Genomic DNA, 24539 nt, shown 5'->3' with positions numbered 1-24539 from the left:
ACCGTGGAACCCAGCGTCCCCGGCACGACAGCCGACGCGCAGCCCTACCCGACACCACCCACGGGGACCGGCGAAAGCGACATCACGGGCACAGACTCAGCCGACCAACGCGGTGAAACAACGAGGCCTGAGCGAGGAATCCCCGATGCTGCCACCGCCCGGCGACATTCAGGTTGACTATGTTGGGTCGCTGGAGAACGCGGCCACGGTGATCGCAGCACTCCACCAAGGCGAGAAGCGTCTGGTGTTCTGCGAATTGCGTCGACAGGTTGAGAAGCTGGGAGAGAGCCTGCGCACTAAGGGCGTGACCACTTTCTTGTCTCACGCGTCCCTTTCAGTGGATGAACGCCGCCGAGCGGAAGAAGCTTTCGCTGATGCGCGCGACTGCGTGATCGTTTCAACCAGCACCTTGGAACTGGGTATCGACGTGGGTGACTTGGACCGCGTCATCCAGATCGATGCGCCCGGGACTGTGGCTTCCTTCCTCCAGCGTCTTGGCCGCACCGGCCGGCGCCCGGGTTCCACCCGCAACTGCCTGTTCCTCACCGTCGACGAGGAGGGACTGATCGGTGAGTAGCACTCTTGCTGTTGTGGTCGCGCGGCTGGGTGGAGCCGATGGTCGCTCCGCCGGAACCGCGGCACATTGTCGCGCAACAAGTGCTGGCCCTCTGTTTGCAGGAACATCGAGTCGGGGATCGACTGTGGCAGGAATGGTGGGGAGGACTCGGACCCTTCGGAAGTTCGGCCGAGCCTATCGTGCGTCACCTGATTGAAGAGGGGTTCCTGCATCAGGACGGAGGGATGCTCTTCATTGGTCCGGAAGCAGAACGCCGCTTCGGGTACCGACATTTCATGGATCTCACTGCAGTGTTCACGGCAGCTCCGGAATTCGCGGTGCTGTCGGGTCGCTCCGAGATCGGCACGACCAATCCCGCGCTACTGACAGAAGAGGTGCCCGGTCCTCGGCGTCTGCTCCTTGCAGGACGGAACTGGCAGGTGACGTATATCGACTGGTCCCGGCGGCGATGCTTCGTCGAACCGGTCGATGGCGGCGGCAAAGCGCGTTGGGGAGGAGTAGGTTCCGGCCGGACCGCATCGTATGAACTGACCCGCGCGGCAAGAGAAGTACTGCTCGGCTCCGACCCGCCGGTTGCCTTTACCGTGTGCGCCACGGCTGCAGTGACCCAGGCACGCGAAGGCAGCTCGGAACTGGTCCATCCGGACGGGACAGTCATCGTCAGGGGCGGGCGTGACACCAACGTGCGCTGGTGGACCTGGGCCGGTTACCGGGCCAACGCCACCCTGGCCGCCACACTCGCCACGATCGCCGATCCGCTCCAGAGGCCAACGGACACCTGCATCCGACTTCGCGAGGACGTGACGCCCGCGGAATGGAGGAAGGCCACTGCAGAGGCCATCGATCAGCTGTGTCTTCCCGCAGTGGATGCGCGTGCGTTGAACGGCCTCAAGTTCAGCGCCGCATTGCCAACCCGGCTCGCGGAGGCCACCCTTGCCGCACGTCTCGCGGATCTGGAGGGTGCGGTGGCTGCGCTCAGAGAGCAGTCCCGGTTCACAGTCGCGGGACAGTGACTTGGATACTGCACCCGTACTGCGGCAGGCGGGTCGCCATCAGGTCAGCGACCACGAACTCGGTCGGTGTCAGGTGCGAATGTCGCGTTGTTGTACGTCCTTGAGGATGCCGGCCACGGTGGCGAAGTCGTTGTCCACGTGGAGCACGGTGTGGCCGTGGTGGACCGCGGTTGCGCAGACCAGTAGGTCGATCGCGCCGGCGGAGCGGTGCTGGCTGCGCTGGGTGAGTTTGTACTGGGCGGTGTCCACCCAGCGCCACGCGTTCTTCGGCACCGCGGACAGCGGGCACAACGCGTCCAGTTCCTCGGCCAGCTCGTCGCGGTGGGACGGGCTGGTGGCCGAGAACAGGAACTCGGTCCGGGTGGGTTCGCAGACGCGGAACACCCCGGCCGCGATGTGTCCCTCCCAGGGGCGCAGCGCCCCCGGGGTGCGGAAGAGGTGCCACAGTGCGGAGGTGTCAAGCAGGTACGAGATCACTCGAAGGCCGCCCGCCGAGCCTGCTTCGCCGCGTCGTATGCGGCGGCGGCCTGTTCGAACTCGCCCTGTGCCCCGCGGACGGCAAGTTTCTCGGCGGCCTCCAGCCGCTTGATCCGGTCCACGTAGTCCCGCAGGGCCGTGTTGACCGTCTCCTTCTTCGTCGTGACGCCCATCAACCGCATGGCTTCTGCCAGCGCCTCGTCGTCGAGATCAATCTGGGTGACCGACACAATCACCATCTCCCTGATGTTGATGTATGCGTCTACGATACATTGCCAACATTGACGGCTGCAGAAAACGGCTCGTTCCGCGTCGTCGATGGCGATGGGGCCCAGTGATTCATGGTGCGATCATCGGCCGATGCGACGTTCGGCGGCGGGGTCAGCCAGGGGGAGTGAGGCCCTAATGGGCCACATGGACGCAGATCGCTCGTGTGTGCTCTCCACCGCGCCTCGCCATCCTGGACATCTGCTACTCCGTCGCATGGGCGGATGAAACTGGCCCAAACGATTACAATGGTGATCAACTGGCCTCACGCGATCAGTGACAATCAGGCACAGGTCTTCGCGTGACCGCTCCCTGGCCGGCCAACGGTCCGTCCGCAGCAGCTGCAAGGACGCCGACGCCGCCCTGGCCGGCCCTCACCCCGACTGCCCGCCGTCTGTGCTGCACGGCGATACCCCAAGCCGGGACTTCTGAGCGTCCCCCGCTTCTGTCCACCGATGACGCCCGGGACCGCGGCATCCGAGCATCGGATGGGCAAGGAGCTGTAGGGCCTGGCGCTGCCCAGCGGCTTGCGCACTCCCCCGGCCGACGGAACCTCCAAGGTCGCATCCGGTGTTCCAGTTGGGCCGTTTCCAGTACGGGCCGTTACCTGGAAACGATCGGCGCGTCCAGCCAACGCTACTACCCGCCCCGACCCGATCCCCGCGTCCCCACCACGTCCCCACAACCTGTGCTGCGACCCTCAGGGACAGCCACACCCCAGCTGGTGGCCAACTTGATCAACCGCAAAACAGCAGGTCAGCGCGTTGGCGTCCACCCAAGGCGGAAGGGGGCTACGCAATGCTCCATCCAACTGAGCAGCGGATTCAGTCCGTTGAGCGCAAGTTCATGTTCCAATGCCCCAGAAGAGACGTTTCCGCAGGTCAGAGGCTTGCACAGGTGGGGCGGGTGGGACTCGAACCCACGACCGACGGATTATGAGTCCGCTGCTCTAACCGGCTGAGCTACCGCCCCGTACGACACGTCTCACGCACCGTCTGCCGCAGCATAGCTGCTCATACGATCTGTCGCCCTCGCGGGTCACAGACGCATCACTCACTGGACTTCGATCAGGGGGCGGGTGGTTCCCGGGAAACGAAAAAGGACCCCAAAGGGTCCTCTTGTCGCTTGCTCCCCCGACTGGACTCGAACCAGTAACCCTCCGGTTAACAGCCGAATGCTCTGCCAATTGAGCTACAGGGGACCGCGCTCCCCCGACTGGACTCGAACCAGTAACCTGCCGGTTAACAGCCGGCTGCTCTGCCAATTGAGCTACAGGGGATTGCGCTGTGTGCACCGAAATACGCCCACGTCCGGACCAGCCGGACAGCGCGTGCTCGCTGCGAGACATACATTAGCGCAAGTGGGGGGGTGCTCCGCCAACTCGTATCGCCGCGGTTGTCACCCGGCTACGGCGGGTAGGCGCGAAGCACAGTCCACAGGTTCGGGCGGGTACGAGTACGAGGAAGGGTGGAGCCCATGCGCTACCGGCTGACGTTCATCACCGGAGCCGTCGTCGGCTACGTGCTCGGGGCGCGGGCCGGGCGGGAGCGGTATGAGCAGCTGCGCAAGAGCGCCCAGCGGATCGCGCAGAATCCGGCGGTGCGCAACGCCGCCGAGAGCGCGGCACAGACCGGGCGCGGGGCCGCGGTGAAGGCCGCCGACCTCGTCGGTTCCAAGGTCGGCGACAAGATGCCGGAATCGGTGACCGCGCGGGTCAGGGCGCTGCGCGACCGGGGTGCCGCGGAGGACGACTGGGGTACCTCGAACACCTGACGGCTCCGTGCGGCATCATCTCCCCCTATGGGGAAAGTCGCGGGCATCGACAGTTCGACCGCAGGGACCACCGTCGTCGTGTGCGACTCGGATACCGGCGAGGTGCTCCGGCAGGGGTACGCGCCCCATCCCGTCGAGGGCGAGGGCAAGCAGACCGAGATCGATCCGCAGTCCTGGCTGCTGTCGCTCGGCGAGGCGGCCAAGGACGGCGTGCTCGAGGGCGTCCTGGCGATCGGCATATCCGGGCAGCAGCAGGGCCTGCTGGCGCTCGACGCGGGTGGCGTACTGGTCCGCCAGGCGCTGCTGCGCGGTGACAAGCGGGCGCAGCCGCAGGCCGCGGATCTGACCGAGGCGCTGGGCGGCCCGGCGGAGTGGGCGGCGGCCGTCCAGTCCGTGCCGCAGGCAGCGCATCCGGTGGCGAAGCTGCGCTGGCTGGCGCAGCACGAGCCGGCGGCGGCGCAGCGCACCGCGGAGGTGCTGCTGCCGCACGACTGGCTGGTCTGGCAGCTGCTGGGACGGCCGCAGCGGCGGACGACGGACCGCGGCGACGCGTCCGGGACCGGCTACTGGTCGTCGGCCACGGGGGAGTACCGGCCCGAACTGGTGGAGCTGGCGCTCGGGCACCAGGTGGCGCTGCCGTATGTACTGGGGCCCGCGGAACCGGCCGGGCAGACCCCCGAGGGGCTGCTGATCTCGGCGGGAACCGGGGACACGATGGCGGCGGCGCTCGGCCTCGGTGTCGGCCCGGGCGACGCGGTGGTCTCGCTGGGCGCCTCCAGCACCGTCTTCGCCGTGCACGACGAGGCGCTGACCGACCCCTCGGGGACCGTCACCTCCTTCGCGGACGCCACCGGGCGTCATCTGCCCGTACTGCACACCCGTAACGCGGTGCGCGTACTGCGTGCGACCGCCGAGCTGCTCGGCACGGACCTCGCGGGCCTGTCGGAGCTGGCGCTGCGGTCCACGCCCGGCGCGTACGGGCTGGTGCTGCTGCCGTATCTGGAGGGCGAGCGCACCCCGGACCTGCCGCACACGGCCGGCACGCTGGCGGGGCTGCGGCGCGAGAGCATGAAGCCGGAGCACCTGGCGCGGGCCGCGTTCGAGGGCATGCTCTGCGGGCTGGCGGACGCGCTGGACGTGCTGCGCCGGCGCGGGGTCCGGATCCGGCGGATCTTCCTGCTGGGCGCCGCCGCCGAGCTGCCCGCGGTGCAGGCGATCGCACCGGCGCTCTTCGAGGCGCAGGTGGTGGTGCCGCAGCCGGGGGACTACGCGGCGCTGGGCGCGGCCCGGCAGGCGGCGTGGTCGCTGGGCGCGGTGCTCGGCTCCGGTACGGCGCAGGAGCCGCCGCCCTGGCGGAGCGGCGGGCTCCAACTGCTGGAACCGGGCGACGACATGCCGGTGGGACAGGCGGTACGCCAGCAGTACACGGCCGTCCGGGAAGAGACCCACCCCGGAGCCTTTGCCGAGGTTTAAACACATGCGGGTACAGGATGTCGGAAGATATGATCGCGTGCCGATCAAGCCGACCCTGAGAGATTCCGTGTGCTGATCCGAATTCTCCGCACCCACCTGCGCCCGTACCAGCGACCCATCACGCTCCTCGTGCTGTTGCAGCTCGTGCAGACCATCGCCACGCTCTACCTCCCCACCCTCAACGCCGACATCATTGACAACGGTGTCGTCAAGGGCGACACCGGCTACATCTTGCGGATCGGCGGGATCATGATCGCGGTGACCGTGCTCCAAGTGGTGTGCGCGGTCGGAGCGGTGTTCTTCGGAGCCCGGACGGCCATGGCCGTCGGCCGTGACATCCGCGCCTCCGTCTTCGACCGGGTGCAGAGCTTCTCCGCCCGCGAGGTCGGCCAGTTCGGGGCCCCGTCCCTGATCACCCGCACCACCAATGACGTCCAGCAGGTGCAGATGCTGGTGCTCATGACCTTCACGCTGATGGTCTCGGCGCCGATCATGTGCGTGGGCGGCATCATCATGGCGCTCGGCCAGGACGTACCGCTGTCGTCGCTGCTGCTCGCGGTCGTTCCGGTGCTCGGCATCCTCATCGGTCTGATCGTCCGCCGGATGCGTCCGCTGTTCCGCACCATGCAGGAGCGCGTCGACACGGTGAACCGGGTGCTGCGCGAGCAGATCACCGGCATCCGGGTCATCCGGGCGTTCGTGAAGGACGACTACGAGAAGCGGCGCTTCGCCGGCGCGAACGACGAGCTGACGGATGTGTCGCTGCAGACCGGCCGGCTGATGGCGCTGATGTTCCCCGTCGTGATGACGGTCGTGAACGTCTCCAGCGTCGCGGTGATGTGGTTCGGCGCGCACCGGATCGACAGCGGTGGCATGAAGATCGGCGCGCTGACCGCGTTCCTCAGCTATCTGATGCAGATCCTGATGTCCGTCATGATGGCCACCTTCATGTTCATGATGGTGCCGCGCGCCGAGGTGTGCGCGGAACGCATCGAGGAGGTCCTGGCGACCGAGTCGAGCGTCGTGCCTCCCCTCGCGCCCGTGACGAAACTGCTCAGGCACGGCCATCTGGAGCTGCGCGGCGCCGACTTCAGCTACCCGGGCGCCGAGGCGGCGGTGCTGCGCGGCGTCGACCTGGTCGCCCGCCCGGGGGAGACGACCGCGGTGATCGGGTCGACGGGCAGTGGCAAGAGCACCCTGCTGGGGCTCGTGCCCCGGCTCTACGACGCGACCGGCGGCGACGTGCTCGTCGACGGGGTGTCGGTGCGGGACCTGGCACCGGCGCTGGTCGCCGAGACCGTCGGCCTCGTACCGCAGAAGCCTTATCTGTTCTCCGGGACCGTTGCGACCAATCTGCGCTACGGCAAGCCCGACGCGACCGACGAGGAGCTCTGGCACGCGCTGGAGGTCGCGCAGGCCCGCGAGTTCGTGGAGAACCTCGACGGCGGCCTGGACGCCCCGATCGCGCAGGGCGGCACGAACGTATCCGGCGGCCAGCGGCAGCGGCTGGCCATCGCGCGGGTACTGGTGCGCCGGCCCGAGATCTACCTCTTCGACGACTCCTTCTCCGCGCTCGACTACGCGACGGACGCGGCGCTGCGCTCGGCGCTGGGCCGGGAGACCGCCGACGCCACCGTGGTGATCGTCGCGCAGCGGGTGAGCACCATCCGGGACGCGGACCGGATCATCGTGCTCGACGAGGGCCAGGTGGTGGGCACCGGCACCCACAGCGAGCTCATGTCGGAGAACCCGACCTACCGGGAGATCGTGCTCTCCCAGCTCACCGAGCAGGAGGCAGCATGACCACCCCGGCAAAATCCGCGCCCCGCCGCGGTCCCGCGCCGATGGCCGGGCCCGCGCGCTTCATGGGCGGCGGGCCGGTCGAGCGGTCGATGGACTTCAAGGGCTCCTTCCGGCGGCTGATCCGCCTGATGCGCCCGGACCGGCTGTTCCTCTGTCTGGTGCTGGCGCTCGGCACCGCGAGCGTGACGCTCTCCGTGCTGGGCCCCAAGATCCTCGGCCACGCCACCGACCTGATCTTCTCCGGGGTGATCGGCGGGCAGCTGCAGCCCGGGACCACCAAGGCGCAGGCGATCGAGAACATGCGCCAGCACGGCCAGGGCAAGATCGCCGACCTGCTCTCCGCGGTGGACTTCACCCCGGGCCAGGGCATCGACTTCAACGCGGTGGGCAGCGTGCTGCTGACCGTGCTGGGGATCTACGTGGCCGCCGGGCTGTTCAGCCTCGTGCAGATGCGCACCGCCACCAACGTCATCCAGCGCACCGTCTACCGGCTGCGTGAGGACATCGAGGCGAAGCTGTCCCGGCTGCCGCTGTCGTACTTCGACCAGCAGCCGCGCGGTGAGGTGCTCAGCCGGGCCACCAATGACATCGACAACATCGCCCAGACGCTCCAGCAGACCATGGGCCAGATCGTGAACTCCCTGCTCACGATCCTCGGCGTGCTGGTGATGATGTTCTGGATCTCGCCGCTGCTGGCGCTGGTCGCGCTGGTGACGGTGCCGGTGTCGGTGTTCGTCGCGACGAAGGTCGGCAAGCGCGCGCAGCCGCAGTTCGTGCAGCAGTGGAAGACCACCGGCAAGCTCAACGCCCACATCGAGGAGATGTACACCGGGCACTCGTTGGTGAAGGTCTTCGGACGGCAGGACGAGTCGGCGGCGGCCTTCGAGGAGCAGAACGAGGCGCTCTACCGGTCGGGTTTCAAGGCGCAGTTCATCAGCGGGATCATCCAGCCCGCGATGATGTTCATCGGGAACATCAACTACGTGCTGGTGGCGGTGGTCGGCGGGCTGCGGGTCGCGTCCGGCGCGCTGTCCATCGGTGATGTGCAGGCGTTCATCCAGTACTCCCGCCAGTTCAGCCAGCCGCTCACGCAGGTGGCGAGCATGTCCAACCTGGTGCAGTCAGGGGTCGCCTCCGCCGAGCGGGTCTTCGAGCTGCTGGACGCCCCCGAGCAGGACCCGGACCCGGTGGACGCCGCGCGCCCGCGTGAGCTGCTCGGCCGGGTGGAACTGGAGAAGGTGGCCTTCCGGTACCAGCCGGACAAGCCGCTGATCGAGGATCTGTCGCTGTGCGTGGAGCCCGGGCACACCGTCGCGATCGTCGGACCGACCGGCGCGGGCAAGACCACGCTGGTCAATCTGCTGATGCGGTTCTACGAGGTGACCGGCGGCCGGATCACCCTGGACGGCGTGGACATCGCCGCGATGTCCCGCGAGGAACTGCGCTCCGGCATCGGCATGGTGCTGCAGGACACCTGGCTGTTCGGCGGCACCATCGCGGAGAACATCGCGTACGGCTCCGAGGGCCGCACCCGCGAGCAGATCGAGGAGGCGGCGCGGGCGGCCCACGCCGACCGGTTCATCCGCACCCTCCCGGACGGCTACGACACGGTGATCGACGACGAGGGTTCGGGGGTCAGCGCGGGCGAGAAACAGCTCATCACCATCGCGCGCGCGTTCCTGTCCGACCCGGTGATCCTCGTGCTCGACGAGGCGACCAGTTCGGTCGACACCCGCACCGAGGTGCTGATCCAGCGTGCCATGGCCACCCTGGCGCACGGCCGGACCAGCTTCGTCATCGCCCACCGGCTGTCGACGATCCGCGACGCCGACGTGATCCTGGTCATGGAGTCCGGCGCGATCGTGGAGCAGGGCACCCACACCGAGCTGCTGGACGCCGAGGGCGCCTACGCCCGGCTGTACGCGGCGCAGTTCGCGCAGGCGGTGGCGGAGGTCGACTGACGCCGTATCCCAAGCCGTATCCCAAGCCGTGTCCTCGCCGCGGCCGTCCGGCGAGGGCCGGACGGCCGCGAGGGGGACCGGATTGTCCGGCAACGCCCCTGTGGTCAGGGGATCTTCTCAGAATCCTCACAGCAGCGCATTCACCTGTGACCAACTGGCCGCATAGCGTCCCCACCACAATGGATTACTGCTACTCGTGCCGACGGCACCTCAACGGCGCCCTGTCGTGCCCCGGGTGCGGCACGCCCGTGGAACACTTCACCGGCCCCGCCGAACCGGCGCCGGTGCCCGAGGCGTCGACCGCCCCGCCGGAGCTGGAGCCGCAGCCGGAGCCGCAGCCGGAGCCGCAGCCGGAGCCACAGCTGGAGCCGGAGCCGGAGCCGGAGCGCACGGCGGGCGGCCGGGCCGCCCGGCGCCGGCGCCAGTCGGCGCGCCGCGGCAGGACCCGGATGCTCACGGGGGCCGGTCTCGGCCTCGTCCTGGTCGCGTGCACGGCCGCCGCACTGTCGGCGGGGACCTTCGCGGGCGGGCCGGAAGCGGATCCCCGCCCGTCGCAGACCCCGGCAGGGGACTCCGTCCCGCAGGCCGCCGCGTCCAGTCCCGGCTTGCGGCGGAGCACGGCCCGGCCCGTCCACTCGGCACCGGCCCGCACTTCCGGCACCCCGTCCGGCACGCCGAGCGCGGCCCCGTCGTCCTCCCGGCCGCCCACGCGGTCCGCGCCGCCGTCCACCCGCTCCACGTCGCCGTCCACCTCGCAACCTCCCCCGACGACACAACCGCCGAGCCCGACGCAGAGCCCGACGTGCAAGCGCTTCCTGTGGTCGTGCGGGTAGGGCGACAGGCCGATTGAGGGCTGGAACGGCGGGCGCGGGCAGCCGGGCGTCAGGCCAGCATGCGCTTGAGCAGGTCGCGCAGTGAGGTGCGTTCGGCCTCGGACAGACCCGCGAGCGGTGCGCGGGCGAAGCTGAGCGCGCCGCGCAGCCGGGCCGCCGTCTCCCGCCCCTCCTCGGTGGCGGCGGCCAGCTTGATACGGCGGTCGGACGGGTCGGTCCGGCGTTCGGCGAGCCCGCGCGCCTCCAGCCGGTCGACGATCCCGGTGACGTTGGAGGGCTCGCACTTCAGCTGCTGGGCGATCTGCCGCATGGGCAGCGGCTCCCGGGACAGGAGCGCCAGCAGGCGCGCCTGCGCGCCGGTGAGCTGATGGCGGGCAGCGGCCTCCTCGTACTCCTCGTGGTAGCGCGCCACGACCGTGGCGATCAGATCAACCACTTCGAGGGTCAGGGGGTCGGTACGTTGAGGCGTGGAGGACATGGGCCACAGCGTACCTCCGGTTACTTGACAACCTCAACCATCAAGGTCCATCGTTATTTGAGGAAATCAATCTTTGCCATAGTCAAGCTATGGCGGACGGAGGCACCCTCTCATGCCGAAGAGCCGTGAATGGCACCTGGTCGCCCGCCCCCACGGGTGGCCCACGTCCGATGACGTCGCCCTGCGTGAGGTCGAGACGGCCGAGCCGGCTCCCGGCCAGATCCTCGTCCGCAACCTGTACCTCTCGGTCGACCCGTACATGCGCGGCCGGATGAACGACGTGAAGTCGTACTCGCCGCCGTTCGCCCTCAACGAGCCGATGGCGGGCGGCGCGGTCGGCCGTGTCACCGCCTCCAACACCGAGGGATTCGCGGTCGGCGACCACGTCCTCCACTGGCTCGGCTGGCGCGAGTACGCCGTCCTCGACGCCGCGCACGCCGTCAAGGTGGACCCGCAGGCCGCGCCGCTCAGCACCTACCTGGGCGCGCTCGGCATGACCGGTCTGACCGCGTACGCCGGACTGCTGGAGACCGCCTCCTTCAAGGAGGGCGACGCGGTCTTCGTCTCGGGTGCGGCCGGTGCGGTCGGCAGTCAGGTCGGCCAGATCGCGAAGCTCAAGGGCGCCTCCCGGGTGATCGGCAGCGCCGGCTCGGACGAGAAGGTCAAGCTCCTCGTCGAGGAGTACGGCTTCGACGCCGCGTTCAACTACAAGAACGGCCCCGTCGCGGAGCAGCTCAAGCAGGCCGCGCCCGACGGTATCGACGTCTACTTCGACAACGTCGGCGGCGAGCACCTGGAAGCCGCGATCAGCTCCTTCAAGCTCTTCGGGCGCGCCGTGCTCTGCGGCGCCATCGCCCAGTACAACGACACCGAGGCGCCGACCGGGCCGCGCAACCTCGCCCAGGTCATCGGCAAGCGGCTGCGGCTGCAGGGCATGCTGGTCGGCGATCACGCCGCGCTCCAGCCGCAGTTCGTGCAGGAGGTCGGCGGCTGGATCCGGGACGGCAAGCTGCGCTACCGCGAGACGTTCGTCGAGGGCATCGAGCAGAACTTCGAGGCATTCCTCGGGGTCCTGCGCGGCGACAACACCGGAAAGATGATCGTCAGCCTTCCCGAGTGAACCGCTGGAGCCCGCGCGAAGTGACCGGCTAAGCTCTTCAACAAATTGTTGCGATCGTGGGCGCGAGTCGCGGCGATGCACGTGAGTGCACATACCAGGAGGGGTTCTATTCATGACCATCCAGTCCGTAGACGTCCTGTACACCGCGGTCGCCACTGCCGAGAACGGCCGTGACGGCCGGGTCGCCACCGACGACGGCAAGCTCGACGTGATCGTCAACCCGCCCAAGGAGCTGGGTGGCAACGGCGCCGGCACCAACCCGGAGCAGCTCTTCGCCGCCGGCTACAGCGCCTGCTTCCAGGGCGCCCTCGGTGTGGTGGCCCGCCAGGAGAAGGCGGACATATCCGGCTCGCTGGTGACCGCCAAGGTCGGCCTCGGCAAGACCCCGGCCGGCGGCTTCGGTCTCAAGGTCGAGATAGCGGTCTCGATCCCGAACGTGGACGCGGCCACCGCCAAGGACCTCGTGGAGAAGGCGCACCAGGTGTGCCCGTACTCCAGCGCGACGCGCGGCAACATCGACGTGGCGCTCTCCGTCGTCTGAGTCCGTCGTCCGACGGCAGAAGCGAACACGTAAGGACCGCACTCCTCGGGGTGCGGTCCTTACGTGTTTCCGCTCAGCAGCGCGACGAAGTCCCGGAACGCCGCCGCCATGTCCACCGACTCGGGATCCAGCAGCCATTGCACCTGCAGGCCGTCCATCACGGCGATGAGCAGCGGCCCGGCCCGCTCCGGGGTGAGGCCGCCGGGCAGCAGCTCGCCGAACTCCGCGCGCAGCATCTCGGCCGCGCCCTCCCGCACCCACCGGTAGCGCTCCTCGAAGTAGGGGCGGGCCGGATGGTCCTCGGTGACGCTGTCGCCCGCGAGGACCGTGAAGGTCTGCACGATGCCCGGCCGGGTCGCGTTGTACTCGACCAGGGAGGTCAGCATCTCCAGCGGCCAGGTCGTGCCGTGCAGCGCCGTGGAGGCCATGTCCCATTGGTCCCGTGCGGCCAGCACCGCGACCAGCAGCGCCTCCTTCGTCGGGAAGTAGTGCAGCAGCCCCTGCTGGGTCAGTCCCACCCGCTCGGCCACCGCACCGAGGGACGCCCCCCGGTAGCCGCGTTCGGCGATCACTTCCACGGCCGCCTGGACGATTTCCGTCCGCCGGTCGCCGGTCGTCCTGGACACTCCACGCCCCCTCTGTTCGGCCGTCTCTGTTCGGCCGTGATCCTAATCGATGTGAGATTTAAGTAACGTATTCATAACTTACCCTACCGATCTACAGGTAGGTGGGGTGAGGATGGGAGCCGGGACGACACCAAGGGACACAGGGAGCAGAAGATGACGGATCTCGGGACGGATCTCGGGCGCGCGACCATCGAGGATGCGGTGGAGGCCGCGCTGGGCAAGCTCGACCTGGGCGCCAAGGCGCGGCTGCTGTCCGGCCAGGACATGTGGACGCTGCCCGCGCTGCCCGAGATCGGGCTCGGCTCGCTGGTGATGTCCGACGGCCCGATCGGGGTGCGCGGGGTGCGCTGGACCGCGGACGACCCGTCGATCGCGCTGCCCAGCCCGACCGCGCTCGCCGCGACCTGGGACCCGGAGCTGGCCCGCAGGGCCGGCAACCTGCTCGCGCAGGAGGCCCGCCGCAAGGGGGTACACGTACTCCTCGCGCCGACGGTCAACCTGCACCGCTCCCCGCTCGGCGGACGGCACTTCGAGGCGTACTCCGAGGACCCGTATCTCACGGGCGCGATCGGCACCGGTTATGTGGCGGGCGTCCAGGCGGGCGGCGTCGGCACCACCGTCAAGCACTTCGTGGCGAATGACGCCGAGACCGAGCGCTTCACCGTCGACAACGTCGTCGGCGCCCGCGCGCTGCGCGAGCTGTATCTCGCGCCGTTCGAGGCCATCGTCAAGAACGCCCACCCGTGGGGCATCATGTGCGCCTACAACGGCGTCAACGGCACCACGATGAGCGAGCACCACTACCTGCAGAACGTGGTGCTGCGCGGCGAATGGGGCTTCGACGGCTACATCGTCTCCGACTGGATGGCCGCCCGCGACACCGTCGGCACCATCACCGGCGGCCTGGACGTGGCGATGCCCGGTCCGCGGACCGTCTACGGCGAGGCACTGGCCGTCGCCGTCCGGGACGGGCGCGTCGAGGAACCGGTGGTCGACGAGGCCGTCCGCAACGTACTGCGGCTCGCCGCCCGTGTCGGCATCCTGGACGGCGCCCCGGCCGCCGTCGCCGCAGGGGACCGCCCGGCCGGGATCGACGGCGAGGCGCTGGCCCGCGAGATCGCCCGCCGGGCCTTCGTGCTCGTCCGCAACGAGACCGTGCCCGGCGGCGGCCGCGCGCTGCCCGTCGACGCCTCGGCCGTCCGCGGTATCGCCCTGATCGGCGCCGCGGCCCGTGACGCCCGGGTACTCGGCGGCGGTTCGGCGCAGGTCTTCCCCGACCACATCGTCTCGCCGCTCGACGGCCTGCGCAGCGCGCTGCCCGAGGGCGTCGAGCTCAGCTACGCCGTCGGCGCCGATCCCAGCGATGAACTCTCCGTCGCCGACAAGGGCTTCACGCTGCGCGCCGTCGCCCGCGACACCGACGGCCGGGAGCTGGGCTCCGAGCGGATGCCCAACGGCATGGTGCAGTGGCTCGGCGACATGCCGGAAGGCGTCAGCTACGAAGCGGTGACCACCGTCGAGGCCACTGGTACCTTCACCCCCCGGGAGAGCGGTGCGCACGCGTTCGGCACCCGCGGCCTCGGCGGTTTCCGGCTCGTCGTCGCCGGCACCGTGCTCTTCGACGGCGTGCAGTCCTCCGACCACGCCGACCACGCCGACCCGTTCGAGGCGTTCTTCGGCTCCCCGGTGCCGCGCGGCACGGTGGAACTGGCCGAGGGCGAGACCGTCGAGGTCAGCCTCACCTACACCGTCGCGAAGTTCGCCGACGCCCCGATCCAGGCCATCTGCTTCTCCTTCGTGCACGGCGAGCCGGAGCGCGACCCCGACCAGCTGATCGAGGAGGCCGTCACGGCCGCCGCGGCGGCCGACACGGCGATCGTGGTCGTCGCGACCACCGAGCGCGTCGAGAGCGAGGGCTTCGACCGCACCGACCTGCGGCTGCCCGGCCGCCAGGACGAACTGGTCGCCCGGGTCGCCGCCGCGAACCCGCGCACCGTCGTCATCGTCAACTCCGGCTCCCCGGTGGAGATGCCGTGGCGTGAGGATGTCGCCGCGGTGCTGCTCGGCTGGTTCCCCGGCCAGGAGGCCGGCGCCGCGCTCGCCGACGTGCTGCTCGGCGACGAGGAGCCGGGCGGCCGGCTGCCCACCACCTGGCCGGTGAACCTGGCGGACGTGCCCGTCAGTCAGGTCACCCCGGACGACGGCACGCTCTCCTACGACGAGGGCGTCTTCATCGGCTACCGCGCCTGGGAGAAGGCCGGCGCCACACCCGCCTACCCCTTCGGGCACGGCCTCGGGTACACCGACTGGGCCTACGAGTCGGCGGAGTTCGAGCGCGGCGCCGGATCTGGTGACGGTGACGGTGAGGGCGGGGCGCTCGGCACTCTCACCGTCCGGGTCCGCAACACCGGTTCGCGCCCCGGTCGCGAGGTCGTCCAGGTCTATCTGGCCCCCGCTGACGACGCGGTCGAGCGCCCGGCCCGCTGGCTGGCCGGCTTCGCCTCCGTACAGGCCGGACCCGGCGAGAGCGCCGAGGCCGTCATCGAACTCCCGCGCCGAGCCGCCGAGGTGTGGGACGAGGCGGCCGGTGACTGGCTGCTCGTCCCGGGCCGTTACGAGGTCCAGGCCGGCCGCTCGGTCGCCGACCGCAGGGTGAGCGCGCCGCTCGACCTCCCGTAAAACCCGCCAACACCCGCGCGGTACCGGCCGGGGGACCCACAACGAGGGGCGGGGCGTCCTGACACGCCCCGCCCCTTTCTCCGCCGGGTCCCCATCCGCAACGCCCCTTCGGTCGCTCCCCGGCCGAGTCGTTAGGGTGACGCCCATGCGTGATCTCGCGACCGGCGTCAAGTACTTCCTGGAAGGCCAGCGCTGGGTGGCCCGGCACCGGCGCTGGTGGGGATTCGGGCTGCTGCCCGGCCTGATCGCCCTGGTCCTCTACATCGCCGCGCTCGTCGCCCTCGGCATCTGGTCGGACGATCTGTCGGCCTGGGCGACGCCCTTCGCGGACGGCTGGGACACACCGTGGCGGTCGCTGCTGCGCTGGACGCTGACCGTCATCGTCTTCGGCGGCGGACTGCTGCTGGCGATGGTGACCTTCACCGCCGTGACCCTGCTGATCGGTGAACCGTTCTATGAGGCGCTCTCGGAACACGTCGAGGAGATACAGGGCGGGGCCCCGTCCAAGCCCGGTATCCCGCTCTGGCGCGAGATCCTGACCTCGGCGCGGGACAGCCTGTCCGTGCTGGCGCACGTCGTCGCCTTCGGCGTGGTGCTCTTCGCCTGCGGTTTCATCCCGGTGGTGGGCCAGACCGTCGTACCGGTCGTGGGTTTCTGCGTCTCCGGCTTATTTCTGACCACGGAGCTGACCGGGGTGGCCATGCAGCGCCGCTCCGTTCCGCTGCGGACGCGGCTGCGGCTGCTGCGCGGCCGGCTCCCGCTGGCGCTCGGATTCGGCGTGCCGCTGGTGCTGTTGTTCCTGGTGCCGGTGATCGCCGTCTTCGCGATGCCGGGCGCCGTCGCGGGCGCCGCGCTGCTGGTGCGCGAACTCGTACCCGCGTCCGTCGAAGACATCGATGAATGAAGAACGTCCTCAAGCGCCGGACGGGCTGGTTCTTCCAGCCCGTCCGGCGATTGAGGACATAGCCCGTCCGGCGATTGAGGGAGTACCTCAGACCAGCGCCGGCTCCCGGGCCGGTTCCGCCACCGGCACCGGCTCCTCCTCCGCGGAGCGGACCGTCTTCGGAAGGAAGAAGCCGAGTACGAAGGCCAGCGCGATCAGCCCCACTGTGCAGAGCGCCGTCGTCCCGGCGGCGTGCAGCGCGGCGTCGATGTGGCCGGCCGGACCCGGCTTCGCGCCGCCGAGGATGTTGAAGAAGACGGTGCCGAGGACGGCGAAGCCGAGCGTCATCCCGAGTTGCTGAAGGGCCTGCAGGGTGCCCGAGGCGGAGCCGATCTCGTGGCCGTCGACGCCGTTCAGGATGATGTCGAAGAGCGGTACGAAGATCATGCCCATCCCGGCGCCGCCGACCAGCAGCGGGGCGGCGAACTCCCAGTCCGTGATGTCCGCTCCGGCCCACTGGAAGACGCCGTAGAGGGCGAGCAGTCCGCCGCCCATCAGGATCAGACCGAGGTGCAGGATACGGCGGCCGAGGCGGGTCATCATGATGCCGCCGAAGGCGGAGCCGAAGAGGGCGCCCAGCGCCCAGGGCGCGGTGGTGAGGCTGGAGTGCAGCGCGGTGTAGCCGAGGCCGAGCTGCAGGAAGATGCCCAGCGTCAGGATCATGCCGCCCATGGACGCGGTGAAGGCGATGGCGAACGCGACGCCGGAGACATAGGCGCGCTTGGTGAACACGCTCGGCTCCACCAGCGGGGTGCGGCCCGAGCGCTTGCGCAGCACCTGGTAGCGGGCGAAGACCGCCAGGACCGGCAGCGAGGCGACGAGCATGACCCGCACCCAGGTGGGCCAGCCCAGTTCACGGCCCTGCACCAGGGGAAAGACCAGCAGGAAGGCGCCGGTTCCGGCGAGCAGCACACCGGGGACGTCCAGCCGCGCGCCACGGGCGGTGGGGGCCACGTCCGGCAGGTACTTCCATCCCATCACGAAGGCGAACGCGCCGATCGGCAGGTTGATCCCGAAGATCATGCGCCAGCCGGTGCCGAACAGATCCGCGTGGATCAGCACGCCGGCGATGATCGGGCCCATCACCGCGGACAGCCCCATCAGCGGTCCGAAGATCCCCCACGCCTTCTTCATCTCGGCGGCGGGGAACAGGTCCCGGGTCAGTCCGAAGCCCTGCGGCAGCATCACCGCGCCGCACACGCCTTGCGCGATCCGTGCCAGGATCAGCATCTCCGGCGACTGGGCCGTCGCGCACACCATCGAGGTGAGGGTGAAGCCGGCGATCCCGGCCAGCAGGATCCGCTTGCGCCCGTACATGTCGCCGAGCCGTCCGCCGGTGAGCAGCGCGACCGCCATGGCGAGGGTGTATCCCGCCGCGATCCACTGGAGGTCGGCGTAGGAACCGCCAAGTCCGGCGCGGATCGCGGGCGCCGCCACATTGGCGACGGTGGAGTCCAGGAGATCCATGACGCTCGCTGCGATGACGGCGGTGTACCCGAGCCAGCGGTACCGGTGGAGTGCGTTCTTCGTGTCCATGGGCAGTACGTTACGGACCTATGCGGTCAGCTTCTGTCCGCATGAATCAGGGGAGTTGGCGGGGTTCGCTACGGCTTGGCGAAGGCCGCGGTGAAGAGGATCCGGGCGAGCTGCGCCTGCCCCCGGGCGTTGGGGTGGAACCAGTCCCAGCTGCTCAACTCGTCCGGCGTGAAGCGGTAGTCGAAGACCGCGCCGCCGTCGTAGCGGCAGTGATCGTACTGTCCGCACACCTCCTTGAGCACGCGGTTGTACGCCACCACCCGCGCCCGGACCGCGTCCCGCCGGGTCTGCGCGCTCTCGGCCACCGAGTCGGCGTCGCGCAGCATCGAGGGGCAGACCCCGAGCTTCCAGATCTGCTTGCCGAGCGGGTTCTCCTTGCCCACCTCCCACAGCCGCTTGAGGTCGGGGATGCTCGCCACGAACACCTGGGACTTCGGCAGGGCGCTGTGCAGGCCGGCCATCGCCCGGGTGAAGTCGGTGCGGAAGCCGGCCACCGGCGTCATGTCGGCGGCCGACTCGCGGCAGGCGTCGTTGGCGCCCATCAGTACGGTCACCAGCGACGGCTTCTTGGCGGCGGCGGTCTCCGCCTGGTCCGGCAGATCGGACATCCGGGCCCCGCTCTTGGCGAGGTTCCAGCTGTTGGCGGCGGCCGCTCCGGCCAGCACCCGCCCGGCGATGCTGTCCACTTGGGTGCGGCTGCCGGTGACCCAGGACACCTCGGGGCAGTCGGCGAGCAGGGAACAGGCGTCGAAGCCACGGGTGATGGAATCGCCGAGCGCGGCGATCGACGCGGGGCGGGCGTCCCACGTGGGGGTGGGCTTGGGGGTGGGCTTGGGAGCAGGCGCCCGGCTTTCGGCGACGGCGGCGTCGCGGTGCGGTTCGGGCCCTCCGCCGGAGCATCCGGCCAGCAACAGCGAGGCGGCGGCAGCGGCCAGGCAGCCTCGCAGAAACTGTCGCATCCGGCTATCCCCTCCGACGAGTGGGTGACATCTGGTCCGAGCCCGACGGTACGTCACTCCTGTGGAGACGTCGCACGGTAGCTTTTCCCTGACAGACGCCGGCGATCCGGTGGGAGGTTTACCGAGGCCCAGTTGGCAGTAGTTAACTCTTGTCCTGATTGTTATCAATGGTGCAGAATATCTAATGTTGCCCCGGAAGCAGCCGGTTCGGGCGTGAGGCCGCTGGGGAAGGCGAACCTCGTCCCACACTGGAGGTACCGGTGACGACACGTGGAGTTCTGTACGTTCACTCCGCCCCGCGCGCGCTGTGCCCGCACGTCGAATGGGCCGTCGCGGGCGTCCTCGGCGTGCGCGTAAGTCTCGACTGGATCCGCCAGCCCGTCTCACCGGGCACCTGGCGGGCCGAGTTCTCCTGGCAGGGGGAGCCCGGTACGGCCTCGAAGCTGGCGTCCGCCCTGCGCGGCTGGCATCTGCTGCGCTTCGAAGTCACGGCCGAGCCCTGCCCGGCCGCCGAAGGGGAGAGATACAGCAGCACCCCCGAACTCGGCATCTTCCATGCCGTCACGGGCATGCACGGCGACATCCTCATCCCCGAGGACCGGCTCCGCGCCGCACTGCAGCGCGCCAGCACGGGCGAGGCGGATCTGGAGACCGAGGTCGCCAGGCTGCTCGGCAAGCCGTGGGACGACGAACTCGAACCGTTCCGCTACGCCGGCGAGGGCGCGCCGGTCCGCTGGCTGCACCAGGTCGTGTGACTCCCTGCCGCGCCCCTGCCGTGCCCCTGCCCTTCAACCCGTCCCAGGGCCTAATGTGCCGGTATGGCCGACACCCTTTCCGTAGCAGTCCTCGGCACCGGCATCATGGGCGCGGGCATGGCCCGCAACCTCGCCGCCGCCGGGCATGAAGTCCGGGCCTGGAACCGCACCCTCTCCCGCGCGGAGCCACTGGCCGCCGAAGGCGTGCACATCACGGGCGACCCCGCCGAGGCCGTACGCGGCGCGGACGCCGTCATCACCATGCTGCTTGACGGTCCGTCCGTTCTGCGGACCATGCGGGACGCGTCCCCCGGGCTGCGCGAGGGCGTGGTCTGGGCCCAGACGAGCACCGTGGGCCCCGATGGGCTGGCGCCGCTGGCCGCGCTCGCCCGCGAGCGCGGTGTGCACTTCGTGGACGCGCCCGTGCTCGGCACCCGGCAGGCCGCCGAAGGGGGCCAGTTGACGGTGCTGGCCGCCGGACCCGGGGCGGCCAGGCCGGTGGCGGACCGGGTGTTCGACGCGATCGGCCGCAAGGTCCTCTGGCTGGGCGAGGACGGGGCGGAGGGAACGGGCAGCAGCCTGAAGCTGGTTCTCAACAGCTGGGTCCTGGCGGTCACCAACGGCGCCGCCGAGGCGATGGCGCTCGCCAAGGGCCTGGGCGTCGACCCCCGCCACTTCTTCGAGGCGCTCGGCGGCGGCCCGCTCGACCTCCCCTACCTGCGGATGAAGTCCGAGGCGATCCTCAGCGGTGACTTCGCTCCGAACTTCACGGTCGACGGCGCGCTCAAGGACGCCCGGCTCATCGTCGCCGCCGGGCAGGCGCACGGCGTACGCCTGGACGTCGCCGCCGCCTGCGCCGAGCGTTTCAGCCGCGCCGCCGGGCAGGGGCACGGCGGCGAGGACATGGCGGCCTCGTACTTCGCGAGCTTCGACACCTAGCGGCCGGACAGCGGAATGGCTCATTTCCCTGGTCAACAGACCACGGAAATAAGCCACTTCACCGCTGCGCCCTCACCGGCCCGCAGATCGGACCGTGCGGACCGTTCAGGCCGTTCAGGCCGTTCAGAAGGTTCAGGCCGTACGGAACGCCAGGACGACGTTGTGCCCGCCGAAGCCGAACGAGTTGTTGAGGGCGATGATCGGGCCCTCCGGCAGCGGCCGGGCCTCGGTGGAGACCAGCTTCGGGTCGACGTCGTCGTCGAGGTCGGTGATGTTGATCGTCGGCGGGGCGAGGCGATTGTGCAGTGCGAGCACGGTGGCCACGGTCTCGATGCCGCCCGCGCCGCCGAGCAGGTGCCCGGTCATCGACTTCGTGGCGGAGATCGCGATGTGCTCCAGCTCGTGGCCCAGCACCTTGGCGAGCGCCTTGACCTCGGCGATGTCACCCTGCGGGGTCGAGGTCGCGTGCGCGTTGAGGTGCACGATCTCGGAGGTGTCCAGGCCGGTGGAGGCGATCAGGTGCTCCAGCGCGGCGGAGATGCCGCGGCCGGTCGGCTCGGGCTGCGCGATGTGGTGGCTGTCCGCGGACAGCCCCTGGCCCAGCGCCTCGCAGTAGACCTTGGCGCCCCGTCGGGCGGCGTGCTCGGCCGACTCCAGGACGATGACGCCTGCGCCCTCACCGAGGACGAAGCCGTCACGGCCCTTGTCGTACGGACGCGAAGCGCCGTGCGGGTCGTCGTTGTTCTTCGACATCGCCATCATGTTGGCGAAGGCGACGATCGGCAGCGGGTGGATGGCCGCCTCGGTGCCGCCCGCGACGACCACATCGGCGCGGCCGGTGCGGATCATCTCGATGGCGTAGCCGACCGCCTCGGCGCCGGACGCGCACGCGCTGACCAGCGAGTGGACGCCGGCCCGCGCGTTGACCTCCAGGCCGACGTTGGCGGACGGGCTGTTCGGCATGAGCATGGGCACGGTGTGCGGGGAGACCTTGCGGACGCCCTGCTCCTTGAGCACGTCGTACTGGCCCAGCAGCGTGGTGACGCCGCCGATGCCGGAGGCGACGACCGTGCCGAGCCGGTCCGGGTCGATCGAGGAGTCCACGCCGGCTTTGGCGGTGAAGCCCGCGTCGGCCCACGCCTCGCGGGCCGCGATCAGCGCGAACTGCGCCGAGCGGTCCAGCTTGCGCAGCTGCGGCCGGGGCAGGATCTCCGACGGTTCGACGGCGATCTGCCCGGCGATGCGTACGGGCAGCTCCGCGGCCCAGTCCTGCTCCAGAGCGCTGATGCCGGAGCGTCCGGTGATCAGGCCTTCCCAGGTCGACGCGCTGTCGCCACCCAGCGGTGTGGTTGCGCCGATACCGGTGACGACCACAGTGCGATTGGTCGAGTTCACAGGAATTGTCTCTCCACGTTTAGAAGGGCGGGCGACAGACGCGTCGTCCCAGGGGGTAGGTCAGGCCTGCTGGTTCTTGAGGATGTAGTCGACAGCGTCGCCGACGGTCTTCAGGTCCTTGACGGCGTCGTCCGGGATCTTGGTCTCGAAACGCTCTTCAGCGGCCACGACGACCTCGACCATGGACAGGGAGTCGACGTCCAGGTCGTCGGTGAAGGACTTCTCCGTCTGGACGTCCTCGACCGGGATGCCGGCGATCTCGTTGACGATCTCGGCGAGGCCTTCGAGGATCTCTGCCTGGGTGGCGGCCATTACGGCGCTCCTTATGTGTTGCGGGGGAGTGCGGCGTGCGGGACTGCGGCGCCGCGAAGGGTTGGTGACTAGGGGAGAGTAACCACAGTTGCGGCATACACGAGACCCGCCCCGAAGCCGATGAGCAGGGCGGTGTCGCCGCTCTTGGCCTGGCCGGTGGCCAGCAGCCGCTCCATGGCCAACGGGATGGAGGCGGACGAGGTGTTGCCCGTGGTCTCGATGTCGCGGGCGATCGCGACGTGTTCCGGCAGCTTCAGCGCCTTGATCATCGAGTCGATGATCCGCATGTTCGCCTGGTGCGGGATGAAGGCGTCCAGCTGGTCCGCGGTGATCCCGGCGGCGTCCAGCGCCTGCTGGGCCACCTTGGCCATCTCGAAGACCGCCCAGCGGAAGACTGTCTGGCCCTCCTGGCGCAGGGCCGGGAACTTCTCCGGCTGACCGCCGTCGCGGAAGACCTCCCACGAATCGGTCTGGGCGATCACATCGGCCTTGTCGCCCTCGGAACCCCAGACGGCCGGGCCGATCGCGGGCACATCGGACGGGCCGACCACGACGGCGCCGGCGCCGTCGCCGAACAGGAAGGCGGTGGCGCGGTCGGTCAGGTCGGTCAGGTCGCTCAGCCGCTCGACACCGATGACCAGCACATGCTTGGCGCTGCCGTCGGTGATCATGCCCTTGGCGAGCGTCAGCCCGTAGGCGAAGCCGGCGCAGGCCGCCGAGATGTCGAACGCGGCGGCCTTGCCGGCGCCGAGCCGGTGCGCAATCTCCGTCGCGATCGCCGGAGTCTGTTTGAAGTGAGTGACGGTCGCGACGATCACCGCGCCGATGTCCTCGGCTGCCAGACCCGCGTCCGCGAGCGCCTTGCCCGAAGCCTCGAGCGACATCTCGGCGACGGTCTCCGCGTCGTTCGCCCAGTGGCGCGTGGAGATGCCGGAGCGGGAGCGGATCCACTCGTCGCTGGAGTCGATCGTCTCCAGGATCACCTCGTTGGGGACCACCCGGGTCGGGCGGTAGCCGCCGACGCCGAGAATCCGCGCGTACGGGGCACCCTGGCTGGGCTGGATCTTCGCGGTCATGTCTGGGGTGACTCCTCTTCAGCCGCAGGATGAGTGCGCCGCAGGGCCGCGCCGGGCGCGCCCGGATCGCCGTGCTCGGCGACGATCGCGCGGGCCGCGTCGATGTCGTCCGGGGTCTTCAGCGCGAGCGTCTTGACGCCCGGCAGCGCGCGCTTGGCCAGGCCGACCAGCGTGCCGGCCGGAGCCATCTCGATGATCGCGGTGACGCCCAGCTCCTTGAAGGTCTCCATGCACAGGTCCCAGCGGACCGGGTTGGACACCTGCTGGACCAGCCGTCGGACAATCTCGTCGCCGCTGCCGATGACCTGGCCGTCGGCGTTCGATACATAGCGGATACCCGGGTCGTGCACCGTCACACCGGGTACGAGGGCCTCCAGTGCGGACACCGCGGGGGCCATGTGGCGCGTGTGGAACGCGCCGGCCACCTTCAGCGCGATGACGCGGGCCTTCTCGGGCTTGTCCTCGGCCAGCGCGGCCAGCTGCTCCGATGTACCGGCGGCGACGATCTGGCCGGCGCCGTTGATGTTCGCCGGGGTCAGGCCGAGCTTCTCCAGATGCGTGAGGACGGCCTCGGGGTCGCCGCCGAGCACCGCCGACATGCCGGTGGTGGTGACGGAGGCGGCCTTGGCCATGGCCAGTCCGCGCTGCCGTACGAGCGCCATCGCCGATTCGGCGGTGATCACGCCGGCGCCGGCGGCGGCGGTGATCTCACCGACGCTGTGCCCGGCCACGGCGCCGACCGCACGCCGGCCCTCGGACGGGTGTGGGAACAGCGACAGGGCCGAGACCAGGCCCGCGGCCACCAGCAGCGGCTGGGCCACGGCGGTGTCGCGGATCTCGTCCGCGTCGGCCTTCGTGCCGTAGTGGACAAGGTCGAGCCCGGCCACCGCGGACCACCAGTGAAGGCGGTCGGCGACACCGGTGAGTTCGAGCCAGGGAGTCAGGAAGCCGGGCGACTGGGCACCCTGGCCGGGAGCGACGAGTACGAGCACGTACACACTCT

General features: G+C 69.8%; 21 protein-coding genes, 3 tRNA genes and 1 pseudogene. 12 read left to right on the top strand and 13 right to left on the bottom strand.

The window, feature by feature from the left end; genetic code table 11:
* Positions 1-1590 (top strand): annotated as a pseudogene (locus QMK24_RS19920) (helicase-related protein); the annotation flags it as partial.
* Between the two features lie 69 nt (positions 1591-1659).
* On the opposite strand, the gene QMK24_RS19915 reads toward QMK24_RS19920, so the two are convergent.
* From QMK24_RS19915 to QMK24_RS19895, 5 genes are all read right to left on the bottom strand, one after another.
* A complete protein-coding gene (locus QMK24_RS19915; protein ID WP_283467687.1) occupies positions 1660-2067 on the bottom strand; it encodes a PIN domain nuclease in 408 nt (135 codons plus the stop codon).
* Positions 2064-2297, bottom strand: a complete 234-nt coding sequence (locus tag QMK24_RS19910) for a type II toxin-antitoxin system VapB family antitoxin (protein WP_283467694.1) — start codon at positions 2295-2297, stop codon at positions 2064-2066. Before QMK24_RS19910 ends, QMK24_RS19915 begins: the two co-directional genes overlap by 4 nt.
* A 935-nt stretch (positions 2298-3232) precedes the next feature.
* A tRNA-Ile gene (locus tag QMK24_RS19905) sits at positions 3233-3306 on the bottom strand.
* A 156-nt stretch (positions 3307-3462) separates the two neighbouring features.
* Positions 3463-3535, bottom strand: a tRNA-Asn gene (locus QMK24_RS19900).
* A gap of 5 nt (positions 3536-3540) precedes the next feature.
* A tRNA-Asn gene (locus QMK24_RS19895) sits at positions 3541-3613 on the bottom strand.
* 197 nt (positions 3614-3810) lie between these two features.
* Between QMK24_RS19895 and QMK24_RS19890 the strand changes: the two genes are divergently transcribed.
* The 5 genes from QMK24_RS19890 to QMK24_RS41860 all read left to right on the top strand — a co-directional run bounded on the left by QMK24_RS19890 (position 3811) and on the right by QMK24_RS41860 (position 10177).
* Complete coding sequence (locus QMK24_RS19890) at positions 3811-4107, top strand: YtxH domain-containing protein (RefSeq protein ID WP_283467685.1); 297 nt, start codon at positions 3811-3813, stop codon at positions 4105-4107.
* Between the two features lie 27 nt (positions 4108-4134).
* Entirely contained in the window at positions 4135-5580 is a 1446-nt protein-coding gene (locus QMK24_RS19885; RefSeq protein WP_283467683.1) for an FGGY family carbohydrate kinase, read from the top strand.
* A 69-nt stretch (positions 5581-5649) separates the two neighbouring features.
* Positions 5650-7383: an ABC transporter ATP-binding protein gene (locus tag QMK24_RS19880; protein WP_283467682.1), complete on the top strand. Its 1734-nt coding sequence runs from the start codon at positions 5650-5652 to the stop codon at positions 7381-7383.
* Positions 7384-7424: 41 nt separating this feature from the next.
* Entirely contained in the window at positions 7425-9344 is a 1920-nt protein-coding gene (locus QMK24_RS19875) for an ABC transporter ATP-binding protein (protein WP_283467693.1), read from the top strand.
* 179 nt (positions 9345-9523) lie between these two features.
* Complete coding sequence (locus QMK24_RS41860; RefSeq protein WP_502962584.1) at positions 9524-10177, top strand: SCO2400 family protein; 654 nt, start codon at positions 9524-9526, stop codon at positions 10175-10177.
* A gap of 49 nt (positions 10178-10226) precedes the next feature.
* On the opposite strand, the gene QMK24_RS19865 is transcribed toward QMK24_RS41860, so the two are convergent.
* Positions 10227-10655, bottom strand: coding sequence for a MarR family winged helix-turn-helix transcriptional regulator (locus tag QMK24_RS19865; RefSeq protein ID WP_283467678.1), 429 nt, complete (start codon positions 10653-10655; stop codon positions 10227-10229).
* A 112-nt stretch (positions 10656-10767) separates the two neighbouring features.
* Here QMK24_RS19865 and QMK24_RS19860 point away from each other — a divergent pair, with 112 nt between their 5' ends.
* Positions 10768-11775, top strand: a complete 1008-nt coding sequence (locus tag QMK24_RS19860) for an NADP-dependent oxidoreductase (RefSeq protein ID WP_283467676.1) — start codon at positions 10768-10770, stop codon at positions 11773-11775.
* Between the two features lie 112 nt (positions 11776-11887).
* Positions 11888-12316 (top strand): organic hydroperoxide resistance protein, encoded by a 429-nt coding sequence (locus QMK24_RS19855; RefSeq protein ID WP_283467674.1) that lies wholly within the window; start codon positions 11888-11890, stop codon positions 12314-12316.
* A gap of 59 nt (positions 12317-12375) precedes the next feature.
* Here QMK24_RS19855 and QMK24_RS19850 read toward each other — a convergent pair whose 3' ends face one another.
* Positions 12376-12942 (bottom strand): TetR/AcrR family transcriptional regulator, encoded by a 567-nt coding sequence (locus tag QMK24_RS19850; RefSeq protein WP_283467673.1) that lies wholly within the window; start codon positions 12940-12942, stop codon positions 12376-12378.
* A gap of 153 nt (positions 12943-13095) precedes the next feature.
* Here QMK24_RS19850 and QMK24_RS19845 point away from each other — a divergent pair, with 153 nt between their 5' ends.
* Positions 13096-15621, top strand: coding sequence for a glycoside hydrolase family 3 protein (locus QMK24_RS19845; RefSeq protein ID WP_283467672.1), 2526 nt, complete (start codon positions 13096-13098; stop codon positions 15619-15621).
* Between the two features lie 145 nt (positions 15622-15766).
* Positions 15767-16525, top strand: coding sequence for an EI24 domain-containing protein (locus QMK24_RS19840; protein WP_283467671.1), 759 nt, complete (start codon positions 15767-15769; stop codon positions 16523-16525).
* An 87-nt stretch (positions 16526-16612) separates the two neighbouring features.
* Here the strand turns inward: QMK24_RS19840 and QMK24_RS19835 are convergent, their stop codons facing one another.
* Positions 16613-18100, bottom strand: coding sequence for an MFS transporter (locus QMK24_RS19835; protein ID WP_283467670.1), 1488 nt, complete (start codon positions 18098-18100; stop codon positions 16613-16615).
* Positions 18101-18168: 68 nt separating this feature from the next.
* The gene (locus QMK24_RS19830) at positions 18169-19059 is read right to left on the bottom strand and encodes an SGNH/GDSL hydrolase family protein (protein WP_283467669.1); all 891 of its coding nucleotides are present in this window, start codon (positions 19057-19059) and stop codon (positions 18169-18171) included.
* A gap of 260 nt (positions 19060-19319) precedes the next feature.
* Here QMK24_RS19830 and QMK24_RS19825 point away from each other — a divergent pair, with 260 nt between their 5' ends.
* Together QMK24_RS19825 and QMK24_RS19820 are read left to right on the top strand one after the other, a co-directional pair.
* Positions 19320-19814 carry a DUF3145 domain-containing protein gene (locus QMK24_RS19825; protein WP_283467668.1) on the top strand — a complete coding sequence of 165 codons (495 nt, stop codon included), beginning with the start codon at positions 19320-19322 and terminating at the stop codon, positions 19812-19814.
* 63 nt (positions 19815-19877) lie between these two features.
* Positions 19878-20753, top strand: a complete 876-nt coding sequence (locus tag QMK24_RS19820) for an NAD(P)-dependent oxidoreductase (RefSeq protein WP_283467667.1) — start codon at positions 19878-19880, stop codon at positions 20751-20753.
* A gap of 132 nt (positions 20754-20885) precedes the next feature.
* Here QMK24_RS19820 and QMK24_RS19815 read toward each other — a convergent pair whose 3' ends face one another.
* From QMK24_RS19815 to QMK24_RS19800, 4 genes are all read right to left on the bottom strand, one after another.
* Positions 20886-22148 carry a beta-ketoacyl-[acyl-carrier-protein] synthase family protein gene (locus QMK24_RS19815; protein ID WP_283467666.1) on the bottom strand — a complete coding sequence of 421 codons (1263 nt, stop codon included), beginning with the start codon at positions 22146-22148 and terminating at the stop codon, positions 20886-20888.
* A gap of 60 nt (positions 22149-22208) precedes the next feature.
* Positions 22209-22460 (bottom strand): acyl carrier protein, encoded by a 252-nt coding sequence (locus tag QMK24_RS19810; protein ID WP_283467663.1) that lies wholly within the window; start codon positions 22458-22460, stop codon positions 22209-22211.
* A gap of 68 nt (positions 22461-22528) precedes the next feature.
* Positions 22529-23536: a ketoacyl-ACP synthase III gene (locus QMK24_RS19805; protein WP_283467661.1), complete on the bottom strand. Its 1008-nt coding sequence runs from the start codon at positions 23534-23536 to the stop codon at positions 22529-22531.
* A complete protein-coding gene (locus QMK24_RS19800) occupies positions 23533-24528 on the bottom strand; it encodes an ACP S-malonyltransferase (RefSeq protein ID WP_283467658.1) in 996 nt (331 codons plus the stop codon). The genes QMK24_RS19805 and QMK24_RS19800 overlap by 4 nt, the downstream gene beginning before the upstream one ends.
* Between the last annotated feature and the right edge of the window lie 11 nt (positions 24529-24539).

Origin of the sequence: Streptomyces sp. PH10-H1 (assembly GCF_030063355.1) — a bacterium.
GTDB lineage: Bacteria > Actinomycetota > Actinomycetes > Streptomycetales > Streptomycetaceae > Actinacidiphila.
This window is presented reverse-complemented; position numbering and strand designations above follow the sequence as displayed.